This window comes from Bilifractor sp. LCP21S3_F8 (genome assembly GCF_052117805.1).
Taxonomy (GTDB): domain Bacteria; phylum Bacillota; class Clostridia; order Lachnospirales; family Lachnospiraceae; genus Bilifractor.
In genome coordinates, this window is record NZ_JBQKIK010000009.1 from 1 (window position 1) to 13,382 (window position 13,382).

General features: G+C 42.7%; 10 protein-coding genes and 1 CRISPR repeat array. All 10 genes read right to left on the reverse strand.

All coding sequences use genetic code 11. The features are described from left to right. Positions 1-9 precede the first annotated feature (9 nt). Positions 10-700: a CRISPR direct-repeat array (repeat unit 36 nt; unit sequence GCTTGACACCTTTACGAATTTACAAGGTTCTCAAAC). A gap of 48 nt (positions 701-748) precedes the next feature. Next, positions 749-1,426 carry a type II-A CRISPR-associated protein Csn2 gene (gene csn2 / locus ACTQ3A_RS06025; protein ID WP_441101489.1) on the reverse strand — a complete coding sequence of 226 codons (678 nt, stop codon included), beginning with the start codon at positions 1,424-1,426 and terminating at the stop codon, positions 749-751. Then, complete coding sequence (cas2, locus tag ACTQ3A_RS06030) at positions 1,423-1,728, reverse strand: CRISPR-associated endonuclease Cas2 (RefSeq protein ID WP_441101488.1); 306 nt, start codon at positions 1,726-1,728, stop codon at positions 1,423-1,425. The genes csn2 and cas2 overlap by 4 nt, the downstream gene beginning before the upstream one ends. A 4-nt stretch (positions 1,729-1,732) precedes the next feature. After that, complete coding sequence (cas1, locus tag ACTQ3A_RS06035; protein ID WP_441101487.1) at positions 1,733-2,605, reverse strand: type II CRISPR-associated endonuclease Cas1; 873 nt, start codon at positions 2,603-2,605, stop codon at positions 1,733-1,735. Continuing rightward, positions 2,602-6,765: a type II CRISPR RNA-guided endonuclease Cas9 gene (gene cas9, locus ACTQ3A_RS06040; protein WP_441101486.1), complete on the reverse strand. Its 4,164-nt coding sequence runs from the start codon at positions 6,763-6,765 to the stop codon at positions 2,602-2,604. Before cas9 ends, cas1 begins: the two co-directional genes overlap by 4 nt. Before the next feature lie 470 nt (positions 6,766-7,235). Further along, positions 7,236-8,393, reverse strand: a complete 1,158-nt coding sequence (locus ACTQ3A_RS06045; protein ID WP_441099758.1) for an IS630 family transposase — start codon at positions 8,391-8,393, stop codon at positions 7,236-7,238. A 194-nt stretch (positions 8,394-8,587) separates the two neighbouring features. Beyond that, the gene (locus tag ACTQ3A_RS06050; RefSeq protein ID WP_441099757.1) at positions 8,588-8,968 is read right to left on the reverse strand and encodes an SdpI family protein; all 381 of its coding nucleotides are present in this window, start codon (positions 8,966-8,968) and stop codon (positions 8,588-8,590) included. A gap of 25 nt (positions 8,969-8,993) precedes the next feature. Beyond that, positions 8,994-9,905: an ORF6N domain-containing protein gene (locus tag ACTQ3A_RS06055; RefSeq protein WP_441099756.1), complete on the reverse strand. Its 912-nt coding sequence runs from the start codon at positions 9,903-9,905 to the stop codon at positions 8,994-8,996. A gap of 86 nt (positions 9,906-9,991) precedes the next feature. Beyond that, on the reverse strand, positions 9,992-10,318 hold the full coding sequence (locus ACTQ3A_RS06060; protein WP_441099755.1) for a DUF3784 domain-containing protein: 327 nt from the start codon (positions 10,316-10,318) through the stop codon (positions 9,992-9,994). Positions 10,319-10,631: 313 nt separating this feature from the next. Then, on the reverse strand, positions 10,632-12,668 hold the full coding sequence (lysS, locus tag ACTQ3A_RS06065) for a lysine--tRNA ligase (RefSeq protein WP_441099754.1): 2,037 nt from the start codon (positions 12,666-12,668) through the stop codon (positions 10,632-10,634). A gap of 39 nt (positions 12,669-12,707) precedes the next feature. After that, positions 12,708-13,187: a transcription elongation factor GreA gene (greA, locus tag ACTQ3A_RS06070; RefSeq protein ID WP_441099753.1), complete on the reverse strand. Its 480-nt coding sequence runs from the start codon at positions 13,185-13,187 to the stop codon at positions 12,708-12,710. Positions 13,188-13,382 lie beyond the last annotated feature (195 nt).

Genomic DNA, 13,382 nt, shown 5'->3' on the forward strand with positions numbered 1-13,382 from the left:
CGCGTTAACGCTTGACACCTTTACGAATTTACAAGGTTCTCAAACCCTAATGACCGTGGTTTCCATTGGTTCATCGCTTGACACCTTTACGAATTTACAAGGTTCTCAAACCGGAAGGAGATTGTCGCCGCACAGTCTGAGCTTGACACCTTTACGAATTTACAAGGTTCTCAAACAATGCCAGAATCGACATAATCTCTTTATCTGCTTGACACCTTTACGAATTTACAAGGTTCTCAAACGGGTGATGACATGACGGAAGAATGGAAAGGCTTGACACCTTTACGAATTTACAAGGTTCTCAAACGTTGCCACCGCAATACGGAGCGCGTTAACGCTTGACACCTTTACGAATTTACAAGGTTCTCAAACCCTAATGACCGTGGTTTCCATTGGTTCATCGCTTGACACCTTTACGAATTTACAAGGTTCTCAAACGAGGATATCTCTACTAAGATCGAACATTAGCTTGACACCTTTACGAATTTACAAGGTTCTCAAACCATCAGCAGGAACAATGTCCCTTTTCTTTGCTTGACACCTTTACGAATTTACAAGGTTCTCAAACTCAGATGGGACAGAGATCCCATTGATTATCGCTTGACACCTTTACGAATTTACAAGGTTCTCAAACTTAGATGATAGCGAGATCGCTACAATATGCGCTTGACACCTTTACGAATTTACAAGGTTCTCAAACCTCAAATGGTCTTCACCGAACCTCCTCTGCCTGGTTTGCAGCATAAATTCAAAGGTTTTTCTGAATCAAGCACATGTCCTTATCAATAATATAGCGCTTATCACCTGTTCTGTCCATAGGTTCCGTTCCCTCAATAAGAAGCAGATATACCTTATGATTTACACAGCTTTCCACTAATTCACAGTATTCATCATTCGAAAGAAAACTTCCTAAATTCATAAAAACCATTACCGGAAGAAAAAGTAAATCTGAGCAGACCCTCACTTCCATCAAAAGTTTCTCTATGAGAGAAAGTCCCTCTTCCTCTATTCTTAAATCAAACAACTTGTATAAATCTTCGTCTTTAAAGTCAATATCATAGATTAGTCCATCAAACCGTACAGCTCCTAGAATTCTATCAAAATATTGAATTACCGCTGTTAACAACTCGCTCCGTTCTTGAGGTAACTCCATTGCTGCACAGCTTATTGTTTTATATAGTTTCCCGATAATTTTCCGATTATTCAGAATATCCTCGAAAGGATTCAGCTGTAAAAATATATTTTTTTCCAATGACAGCAGTTGATTCCCTTCAGATAAAATCACATCATCTCCTTCCGAATTCATCTGGCTCAGAATCGCCGATATCATTTTTTGAAGATGCTGAGGATTCTCAATAACAAGTGTAACCGGTCGCAATTCATCTAACTGCAAATCCACATTACAGGGCGAATAAATCCATCTCATAGAATTATGAGCCTCCTATCATCAGTAATGATTTCCGATGCCGCCTCACCTACTACATATTCCATCTTCGAATACTCTTTTTCCGTGACTCTCAAGACCTGAACCAAGCCACTCTTCGGCTTATTCTTCTTGATATTGGATAGCATGGTTTCAGCCGCTGTTGAATTTTGTGCAAGTTTGCAATAGATACTCTCCTGTAGCATCAAGTATCCATTCTTAACCAGAAATTTACGAAATGCTCTATATTCTTTTCGGTCTTCTGCAGTATCTATCGGAAGATCGAACATTACCAGAACTCTCATATATCTATAGCTCATTTTGATAAAACCGAATTAATGACTCATCTTTATCCTCTAATGCATCGAATACACTATGTGTATAAATTTTAACAGCATTTCCAATATATTCTTTCCTACCATTGATTGAAACTTCCTGCTCTAAAAGAGCTAACATCTGATGTTTCTCATCTGTTTCAAATTTGTCCGGCTGATGAGTGATGACACATTCATCAACCAAAGGTCGGAATGGTTCCATTAAATCCGATGCCAAATTAAATGGATTAAACATATTATCATGAAAGAGCCCTAATTGCGTAAGATAACCATTGGCGACAATCTCCCGGGTAAAAAGAGACAAGATAAGGCTATATCCATAATTCAAAGCTGCATTAATTGGTGAGTCCTGAGCTCGAGTGAATTTTTTCCCAAACAGTGCATTGAAATACACTTTAGCTGCATGTCCCTCGCGATTTGTAGTATCACCCAAAGTCATCTCAGCCAGATATCCTTGCAATTTATCTCCTTCCGACAATTTATGACGTAGTAAAACTTCAGATTGCTTGCGAATCTTTTCCGAAACAATTTCTGTCCAGACGGCACTCTTAATATCCTCAGACCATTGGATCTGACTACGAACTTTTGCACTGGTATCATGGCTTCCGTAATATGGCATCAACTCCGCACAGGGATTCCTTCTTTGATCGCAGAACACAACTTTCACCTTGTTTCGGACCAGTTCTGCTAAAAGATAGCCTGTCATAGCAACCGCTGTGTTCTCAATCATAAGAAGCTCTATTTCATTAATAAAGATTCTCTTGGTCTCTTCACCCCGGACTACGAGATATCCATTCTCGTAGTCCAGTTTTGCATTGTGTGAGACCACAACAGTCCGCCAACTCATAGCGTAAGCAGATCTGTTTTCTGCTCAAAAAGACCTGTCACGGATTGAGAAATTAATTCACAGCTTTTTAACCCTGTAAGCTTCTTGTTAATCAAAGATTTTCCGGAATGCTTTGATTCACCAATCATAGTTAAATCTGCTTCATTGACTCTACCTGATAATTTCATGATTTCCTGAAGAACGCTTACTTGCTGATCTAACGAAAGGTTTTCAAAAGCAGGCTGACTTTTCTGCAATTTTTCACCAACCGGGTTAGGTCTTTTACAAAAAATTCCGGTCGTATGCTTTTGCTTTAAGAACTCATAGAACCTGATATTATCTTCCCTAGTAATACCAATTTCATCTCCTTCGATCTTTTTAGCAATTCTGGCAGCATCCAATCGAATCTGTTCATCTGTCAGGTTCATATCAGCTACCTTTTTCATTTTCTTTGCGTATCGAGCCAACTTATTCCCAAGTTTCAATTCTTCCGCATTTACCATAACAAGCCGATTCCCTGATTTTCCACTCAGATAACAGTCGAAGCCATTAATCCGTAGTTTGGAGTAGATTTTAATCCTGTTCAAACAGATTCTTGGTTTTACTAAGCCAAGACTATTTTCTGCGTATGTTAATAAGTCCTTATCATCTTTGATTTTCGGAGCAATATAAACCGGCATTGCTTCAATGGTACGAATTCGCTTTTTTCTTGCTTCATGCTCTACAAGGAAAAAGTAGGACGTAGCGATATTCGTGACTCCACCATACCGGTCAACATCTGAAAGCCTCTGATCCCCTGTCTTTATCGGCAGATAGGCTCCATCTGCCTTGCTCTTTTTAGCCATTTCCGCAGAATCAATCGTCTGGTGAGCAATGCCGCCTTTCGCACAATAATTCATATAGGTCACAAGCGGGGTCTGCTTCTCCATCACTGCTTTTACGGTTGCAATAGATTGATTTTTCCCCACATCCCATGCAAGAATTCCATTTCTTTCTACCGTATGCTCGAAGATCTTACCTGCTCCAAGGTTATAGCTGTATTTCTTAGCGTTCTGCCTCCATTCCTTCACAAAACTTGCTGGTGAAGATGTAAATTTCGTGTGATAAACATTTCCTACGACAATATTCAGATAGGCATCACCAGCATGATGAAAGTCATTGACTTCCCGGCACTTATACAAGGAGAACTTATTCCGAAAATCCGATACATTTCCAGCTTTGGAATAGATTACCCTTGTTTCATCAGAAGGCATTAATTCCTCAAGAAGATGCGTAATCGTCTTTACAGCCTGACTGGTTTCTACAATCTGCCTGTTGATAAACTCCGCACGCTCTGCATCTGTAAAGTCCGTAGATCTTGTAAGCCTCTGGAATTTTGTCTGAGTGATCAATCCTTTATCCAAAAGCATTTTCCAGTATGAGATCTGCCTCTCGCGGATACTGTTCTCAATCGGGTAATGATCTTTCTTATGAGTATTCTCTGTTTTCTCCACAAGAACAAGATTATTGTCCAGGCTGTCATCTTTTACAAAATGGCGAGGATAAATATGATCCAGATCGTATTTCGTATTATTCGTCAGAAGCTCATGGAGGTCGATCGGTTTTCCTGTATACATACTCCTTCCCATCTGCGTAAAGTACAGATATAACTTCTTGTTTCTAAAATCAGCCTCCGAGAACTTCTCCAACTCTTCACTCCATTCAAAGTTTTCATCTTGAATTTTCTTGTAAAGATCGGAAAACTTCTTCTTTCTGCTGGTCGTACGTTTCTTCTCACCATCACCTCGTGTCATCTCCACAAATACTCTCGAAGGAGCATGTCCCATGACCTTTATGATTTCTCTAAGGATTAAAATTGTTTGCCAAACCATCCGTTTGACCGGTGCCGAGAGATATCTTCCCTCCAGATCCTCCAGCTCGATTGACATCAGATCTTTTTGAATATCGTTATCAAGAGACTCTAATTCTTTAAGGAAAGTAAAATCCGATGATAGTAACTCCATCAGATTATAGGAATCTTCTTCCATCCAGCGAAGAATGGATTTTACCTCTCCGGTATGAGTATTTGCACCTTCCATATGCAGAAAAGCTGATGATAGCCGTCCCCATCCAGAAAATTTCATTCCAAGCACACGATTCAATGCTTCTTCCGATAACTGCTCTGTTGAATAATACTCACGGATCTTTTCGCGCAGGAAGTTCTTAGAATCAGCATATACCGTAGACCAACGGATAATGTCCTCTGCCATCTGTTCCTGTGAATAAGTCAGCTTATCCGTTTTCAATACCTCGCAAAAATGATGATATGTAGCTAACGAATTTTGAAATTTTTCATCCGCCATGCCAGAGATAACAACATCATCCGCTTTTGTTTTCCCATTTGACAGGTTATGGGACACAAGGAAGCTTTGAAGTCCTTTCTTCGTTACTCTTCTTCCCTTCGCAAATAGTTCATCAAAGATGATCTTCTTTGCCTTTGCATCAGGTTTTCTTCCATCAATTCGTATATTGTTAAACTCATTCAATAATGCAAACCGTGCATACATTAAAGACTGGCGTGGTAACACCTGTTCCCCACGAAGATAGGTGCAATGACCAATCAGATGATTCATAAATTCTTCAGATGACTTCTTCTTGTCAATCTTCTGGTCAAAATTCCATGGATAAACACGACCGGGTTCTTTTCTTACAGACCATGCATGATTCTTTCCATCATTGTAAACAGGGCCAACATAATAAGGTATCCGAAAAGAAAAAGTCATCATTATTTTTTCTTCCGGTGAAAATCCACTTTCATCTTTCACTGACAGAAATGGAAATTTGCTTTCCGCATTTTTCAGTATTGCCTTTAATTCAGCCTCATACACCTGATAAGGAATTACTCCATTATCGTTTGTTCTGATCTTGGGCAGAAAGGTTCCCTTCTCCATATCATCGAAAACCAAGCTGACTTCCGGGATATTTTTTACCGAATCAAGATCATTTTGTATGGTTTTATAAAGTTCTCCAATACTACTCTTCCCCTTTCTTCTTATCGCAGAACCATTCTTCGGTGTCTTATATTTGACAGACCCTACATACGCACTATAGTTTTTCAGCTTATCTTCCATCTTCCGGAACATGGTATGGTATTTTTCCGGTGCGTATTCCTTATAAATCTTTTTCAGCGTTTTCAAATCTTCCTGGTGCTTATTGTAGATATCTACTCTCGCCTCAGAAATGTATCGATAACCTTTCATGATATCGGAAAGCAGTCCAAAATCATGGATTTTCTTTATTGCCAATAAAACCTCATATTCTTCCGGGAACAGAATTTCTTCGGCTTTTTGCATGGATTCTTCCAAATTTCCATCCTGGAAAGAGAAAGAGAGCTTTCCCTCTTCTTCATCATATTCCCTTGGAAATGCAGCGCTTACTTTTCCTTTTCTTCCACACATCCACTTCAAAAATTCTTGCTGAGGTTTTTGCTTTTTGGTAATATCAAGCAGCTCTGAGAGCTTTTCACTCTTTTCCATCATGGAATACGATTTGGATGACAGGATCTCCATCAAGTTCGACGACAGATCCTCTTTCCACTCCGGTATCGAGATGTCGATCTGGCTGTCATCCTGACGAGCGTCTTTAGCCTCTTCGATGGCTTCCCATAAATCACGGTACAAAGGACCGAATTCTTGCATAGAGTCTACATTCAGATTTGGATTCAAAAAATTGCCACGGTATTTATAGATGCTGTGAAGCCCCAGATATAGCAGTCGTATATCGTAAACATCTAATGTTTCGATCAGATATTTTCTTAGATGATATACGGTTGGAAAGTGTGCATAATACTCTCTGTCTGTATAATGATCATCTGCAAATAATGCATATGGCTGATGCTCTGTTTTATCTTCCTCAAAGAATTTACTATCCGCCAGGCGCTGTAAGAAACCCGGATCGACTTTGTTCAGCTCATCAGAAAAGATCTCATTCAAGATCCCGATTCTTAGTTTACGTCTTTGCAAACGTCTCCTGGCAGTTCGATGACTTCTCCGATCTGCTGCCGTCTGCGCTTCCGGAAAGAGACGAACACCCCACAGATCTTTTCCTTTCGCCCGGAGCAAATGATAACTTGGGTCTGTTACTGCAAACCCAACAGAGTTGGTTCCCATATCAAGTCCTACATAGTAATCTCCAGAATACATTTTGTCCCCTTCCTATTCATCTAACCTACTTTTCCCTACAATTGCTTGTTATGGCAGAAAGCAATATGACACCCATACAAAAATCATAATTTGACAATCCATCAGATCCGTGCTATCTTTTAACCGAGTTTACAAGGTGAGTTCAAATAAGGAATCATCCGAAATCACCAATGGTCCGCATCGAGCGGGTGGAAGGGTCGAACTTAAGTTTGACCCTTCTTTTTTTACAGTAAAAAGTGGCAGGCACCAGCACCATATCTTGCCTGACGCCGACATTTGTTAAGGTTTCAAAGCCGTGATGGGGACCACATACACTCCATCTGTTCTCCTGTATGCAGCGTTTGTCAGGTCACAAAGAACGCATAAGATTTTTGCAGGTTTTCCATCTTTTTCAGAAATGATTTCGCTTTGTATTTTCAAAAGGCCTTCCGCCGCTGCATCGATCTGATTTGCACCTAGTAGATCGTAAATTAATTAGCTACACCAACTGACGGCTCAAAATCTTCCATCTTGTACTTCCAATGGTAGACAACGGGTGTCTCGTTGACTTCTTTGAAATATTTGTAGATGCGATCAATCAGTTCCTGCTTTGTTGCAACCCGGATGCCGCGCAACATTTGCCGTGTCATCTTACCGAAAAAGCCCTCAATCATATTCAACCAAGAGCCGTGTTTTGGTGTGAAGATGAAACGGAATCTACCTGGCATAGTTTCAAGATATTGCTTTACCTTTTTGCTGGTATGAACTGTGTGATTATCCAGTATCACCTGGATCGTATCGCCTTGAGGATATTTTTCATCAAGTATCTTTAGGAAATCGATGAAATCTTCACTTTTGTGCGTGTCTCTGACTAAGGGAATTGCTTCCCCTGTAAGAAGGTCTATTGCTGCCAGAAGTGATACTGTCCCTAACCGTTTATACTCGTAATCCCTCTTAACAGTGCCATTCTCCACTGTGGGTGGAAGATCGGGGGCTGTAGTGGCAATGGCCTGAATACCAGGTTTTTCGTGATAAGATACGGTATGGATTTCCTGCTCACCAGCGGGTATATAAAGTTTTCCGTTTTCATCAAAGAGCATCTCTATTTGCTTATATACCAACAACACCTGGTGCATCTTTGCATCGAAATCGGGATCACGGTTTTCGCAATAATACTGAATCCGGAATGGTTTGATATTGGCCGCATCCAGAATGTTTTTTACGCTTGTTTTGGTGAGTGTGGAAAGCCTTGTGTAACCGGCACTTTCAGCAGTCTTATTGATATGTGCCGTCAGTTTTGCATAGGTCCACGTTTCAGCGGAGTAACCAAACTCAGCTGGTCTTTGACAGGCAATATTTATAATCCAGGCTTTTTCGTCGTCCGTGATTTCAGCATTGCGGCCTCTTCCGGGGGCATCATATATGGCATTCTCAATACCGCCTTGTTTGTATTTTCTCAAACATAGCAAAACGCTGTTGCGATTCAGGCCAACTTTATCAGCAATCTTGTCAACGGAATCTCCGCCCTCTTTGAGGAGAAGAATCCTCGCACGGGTAACAACCTGAGCCTGTAGAGTACGTGCCTTGACGATAGACTCCAACCGGTCATGATCTTCAATGGAAAGCGTTAATGGTATTGATTTTGCCATCTCTGAATACCTCCGTAAACTTGGATGTATTCAGTATAACACGGAGCAACTATTTGGTATAGTTATTTTCATTATAATCTAGTAGTTGTGGTTCATTGCCGGAAATTCCGGTAACTAAAAATCGGAAGCACAATTTGCACTGGCTTCCAGCTGGTAATTACTGTTCATTTATTCAGGCACATACAAACTGAAAGTTATCTATGTCTTCCAAGATCATCAAAATTTCTTTTTAATGTTGCTTCAGTAAACGGGATAGCGCAGATCATGACAACCATCTGTGCAATGACGATAATCAATCCAGCAATGCCTGTCATGTCTACACTCTTTCCGTAGACAAATAACATCACCACAATGGAAATCGGCAGTAAAGCCAGTCCACTGCTGAGCCATATTTTACCGCTGTATTGATGAGCAAACCTCCAGGTTTCCTGATTTTTCATAGATCTCGTTGTACGATATCCGAAGGTACCATTAACCTGTTTGGGTCCGCCTTTCATGAAATATTTTTCAAATCCAATCATAATAACTGGTGTCAAAAGACACATGATCAACATAAAAACCCAGAATCCTGTCATAGCTATTCTCCTAACAAGTTCAGATTTACAACCGGTTCAGTATATCCTGTATTGTTTGCTCATCCTGAATCTGTGAGATTCCGAAACACTTTTTCCCAGCATCTTTTAGTGAGGCACCGACATGGTAACCGACTGTATCATCCAGAATCAGGAAGCGATCATGAAAAGCAGTCATGTGCTTTACCGTAAGCTTTGGATATTGCGAATTAAACGTGTTGATATCTCTATTGCTTAGCCGCGTATTATTGAAGGTATAGATTATCACATCAACACTGGGATTCTTCTTTGCCAGAATATTAAGCGTCCCAATATCCACATATCCATCTATCAGAACAATTTTCTTAGCTGCCTTCTGCACCAGCGAGATCAGAAGCTCAAATGCATCATAAATCTGCCCATCAAAGAATATTTTCTGCTCTGATTCAGCATGATCATCAATATAATCAAAGACCTTATCGAACTTCTCATCAGTCTGTTTCTGATACTCAAGTTGTTTTAACTCAACAGCACTGATTCTTTCGAACAGAGCGGCATTACTGGCAATAAAGCGGCGCATCTCGACAAATGCATTGATGATCTGAATACTGACTTGAATGGCGGTATCGCTCCTTAGAACCGCAGACAGCATCGCTACTCCCTGCTCCGTAAAGACATATGGCATATATCGCCTTCCGCCTCTCCCCTTCTTTGAGGTCACAATTTGTGACCTCAAAGAATCATATTCTTCCTGCGTTAATTGGAACCGGAATTCCGCAGGAAATCTTTCTAAATTTCTCTTGACCGCTTGGTTAAAAACTTTCGTATCCACTTTATATAAAGTAGCCAAATCACTATCCAGCAGAACCTGTTGCCCACGGACAATATAGATGAGATCCCTTATTGGCCTTGTATCAGTCTGTATTTCTGCCGATTCAACTGTTTTGATTTCATTATCCATAACGTTCCTCATGCATCTTGAGATGCCAAGTTGGCATCTCAAGTTCTGTCATTAATTGTGTAAGCATGTTTTGCACAAATTCCGATTTATCTTTCTCTTCCATGTCTTTCGATCAGTAAAAGGATAAACATGCCTGACCATATGACCCATGCGATCAATGTTCCCTTTATAGGAAAAATGAAGTCAATAGCAGCTCCAATGAAAAAGGGAATCGACCATAGCATCATATGCTTTCCGTAATCCTTACACATTTTCTTCTCATCATATTTTTTGCGTTCTTCAGCGGACTTCATATTAAAGCCTGTTAAGAAGTTCACTGCTTTCCCGTTTGATCTGTAAAACAAGAACCCAATCAAAAAGAAAATGGCAGCCATTGCCAGGTCCAGGATTATGCATGATTCCTTTAACGACATATTCATTTACCCCCTGATTCTCTATTCACTTACACTGACTATGTATCATGTACCACGCTCGTGATTACTGCTCTTGCAATCTCTCAAAACTTGAGGTCGCAATTTGCGGCCTCAAGTGACTGCGCCTACAAGTCGAACATACCATAAAGTGCCCAGGAGGACAATGAATACTTCTCACTTTGCCTTTTCTCAAAGAGAAGGATCTTCTGCTTTCAAGGCTTTTCCTGCTGTTTGCACGAAAAAAAGCACTCCCTCTCAGATTGATTCTGAAAAGGAGTGCCTTGAAGGTTTTTTGCCTATGATTTTCCCCGGATCAATACAGCTTTGCGCCGGCCGGGATATGATTGTCAACCATCAGAAGATGAAGTTCTTCGTCTTCACTGTCCTTCTTGTTGTTCACAGCGGAGAGAAGCATTCCGCAGGAGTCGATGCCCATCATCTTTCTCGGCGGAAGATTGGTGATGGCGATCAGGGTCTTTCCGACCAGCTCTTCCGGCTCATAATAAGCATGAATTCCAGAAAGAATGATGCGGTCAGTGCCGGTTCCATCGTCCAAGACGAACTTCAGAAGCTTCTTGGACTTCGGAACAGCTGAGCATTCTTTTACCTTTACCGCCCGGAAATCGGACTTGCTGAAGGTGTCGAAATCGACCTGTTCCTCAAAGAGCGGCTCAATCTTCACGTTTGAGAAATCGATGCTGTCGTTCGGTGTGAAGAATCCGCTCCTGTCGTCAGAAGCGGCCTTCTCTCCGGCTGCTTCTCCATCGGCACCTTCTCCGCTCTCTGCCTTCGCAGATGAAGAAGCTCCGTTTTCAGCCGAAGCCGCTGAGGTTCCGCTGCGGAGTGTCGGGAAGAGCAGGACGTCTCGAATGGATGCACTGTTTGTCAGAAGCATGCAGAGACGGTCGATGCCGTATCCGATGCCTCCTGTCGGCGGCATGCCGATCTCCATCGCGTGAAGGAAATCCTCATCTGTGTGCTGTGCTTCCTCATCACCCTGTGCGGAGAGGGCATCCTGAGCAGCAAAACGTTCTCTCTGATCGATCGGGTCGTTCAGCTCGGAGTAAGCGTTGCACATCTCCCATCCGTTGATGTAAAGCTCAAAACGCTCTACTTTTCTCGGATCGGACGGTTTCTTCTTTGTCAGAGGGCTGATCTCGAGCGGGTGATCCATGATGAAGGTCGGCTGGATCATCTTGTCCTCGCAGTACTCATCGAAGAACAGGTTGATGATGTCTCCTCTCTTGTGACGGTCCTCGAACTCGATGTTGTGCTCCTTCGCGAGAGCCTTTGCCTCTTCGTCCGTGTTGATCGTCTCAAAATCGATTCCGGTCTGCTCCTTGATCGCGTCTTCCATCGTCAGACGGCGGAACGGTTTTCCGAGGTCAATGATCTTGCCTGTGCCGTCCTCTTTATTTCCATAATAGATGCTTGTGCTTCCGCAGACTTTTTCCGCAAGATAACGGAACATGCTCTCGGTCAGCTCCATCATGCCGTTGTAATCGGTATATGCCTGATAAAGCTCCATAAGCGTGAATTCCGGGTTATGCTTCTGATCGAGTCCCTCGTTCCGGAATACACGTCCGATCTCATAGACTCTCTCAAGTCCGCCGACGATCAGACGCTTCAGATACAGCTCCAGAGAAATCCGCAGCTTCTTGTACTCGCCGAGCGCATTATAATAGGTGACAAAGGGACGTGCGGAAGCTCCGCCGGCATTGTCTACCAGCATGGGGGTCTCCACCTCCATGAAGTCACGCTCACCGAGGAAATTACGGATCTCGCGGATAATCTGGGATCTTTTAATAAATGTCTTCTTGACATCCTCATTCATGATCAGATCCACATATCTCTGACGATACCGTGTGTCGGTATCCTGAAGTCCGTGGAACTTCTCCGGGAGAGGCTGAAGGGATTTTGACAGAAGAATGACTTCCTTTGCGTGCACACTGATCTCTCCGGTCTGTGTCCGGAATACATAGCCCTTGATGCCGACGATATCGCCGATATCGAGATGCTTGAACTCCTTGTAGGGCTCATCTCCCAGAGAATCGCGCTGCACATAGCACTGAATCTGTCCCAGCTTATCCTGAATATGGCAGAAGGAAGCCTTACCCATGACACGCTTGCTCATGATACGTCCCGCGATGGATACGTCCTTCCCGTCGAGTTCCTCAAAGTGGTCTTTGATTTCCTGGCTGTGATGGGTCTGGTCGTAGGTTGTGATCTTGAACGGATCTTTGCCTGCATCCTGCAGCTCTTTCAGCTTGTCGCGACGTACCTTCAGGATCTGGTTCATATCCTGTACCGGTTTCTGCTTCCCGTTTTTATTCTGGTTCTGCTCTGCCATCTCTTCCTCCTGCTTCCTTATGTTCCAAAAAAAATTCTATCAGATGTTTCTCTCGATTCCGAGGATCTTGTACTGCTCATCGCCGTCCGGCGTCTCGATGGAAACCACTTCGCCTACCTCGTGTCCCAGAAGAGCCTTTCCGACCGGAGACTCATTGGAGATTTTCCCCTTCAGGCTGTTTGCCTCCGTTGAACCGACGATCTGGAACTCAAGCTCCTCGTCGTAGGTCATGTCCTGAACCTTGACCTTGCAGCCGATATTTACCTTGTTTGCGTCCGCCTCGGACTCAACGACTACCTCTACATTCTTCAGCAGAGCCTCGATTTCCTCGATTCTTGCCTCGATCTGGGCCTGCTCGTCCTTTGCGGCATCATACTCCGCGTTCTCGGAGAGGTCGCCCTGCGCCCGGGCTTCTTTCAGCTTCTCTGCAATCTCTTTACGCTTTGTAACCTTAAGATCCTGCAGCTCGTCCTCGAGTGCCTTCAGGCCTGCATATGTAACTACTGTCTTATTTGCCATGATTTCACCTCATGAATAAAAGAAATTACCGTCATTTGCGCGCATATTCGCAATTTCCATATTTTAAACTGTCCACCAGGCGATGTCAAGTAAAGTTCGGCGCGGAAGGCAGGTAAAAATCCGTAAAAATTGCCCCCGGCGAGCGGGTATCTTCCGATGCCGGATCCGGGAATTACATCGCTCCGCAAGGCCATA

Bases quoted from the DNA above. Each gene is read 5' to 3' on its own strand.
- greA (WP_441099753.1), bottom strand. From the start codon at position 13,187: ATGGCAAATAAGACAGTAGTTACATATGCAGGCCTGAAGGCACTCGAG.
- cas2 (WP_441101488.1), bottom strand. From the start codon at position 1,728: ATGAGAGTTCTGGTAATGTTCGATCTTCCGATAGATACTGCAGAAGAC.
- lysS (WP_441099754.1), bottom strand. From the start codon at position 12,668: ATGGCAGAGCAGAACCAGAATAAAAACGGGAAGCAGAAACCGGTACAG.
- csn2 (WP_441101489.1), bottom strand. From the start codon at position 1,426: ATGAGATGGATTTATTCGCCCTGTAATGTGGATTTGCAGTTAGATGAA.
- ACTQ3A_RS06045 (WP_441099758.1), bottom strand. From the start codon at position 8,393: ATGGCAAAATCAATACCATTAACGCTTTCCATTGAAGATCATGACCGG.
- cas1 (WP_441101487.1), bottom strand. From the start codon at position 2,605: ATGAGTTGGCGGACTGTTGTGGTCTCACACAATGCAAAACTGGACTAC.
- ACTQ3A_RS06060 (WP_441099755.1), bottom strand. From the start codon at position 10,318: ATGTCGTTAAAGGAATCATGCATAATCCTGGACCTGGCAATGGCTGCC.
- ACTQ3A_RS06050 (WP_441099757.1), bottom strand. From the start codon at position 8,968: ATGACAGGATTCTGGGTTTTTATGTTGATCATGTGTCTTTTGACACCA.
- cas9 (WP_441101486.1), bottom strand. From the start codon at position 6,765: ATGTATTCTGGAGATTACTATGTAGGACTTGATATGGGAACCAACTCT.
- ACTQ3A_RS06055 (WP_441099756.1), bottom strand. From the start codon at position 9,905: ATGGATAATGAAATCAAAACAGTTGAATCGGCAGAAATACAGACTGAT.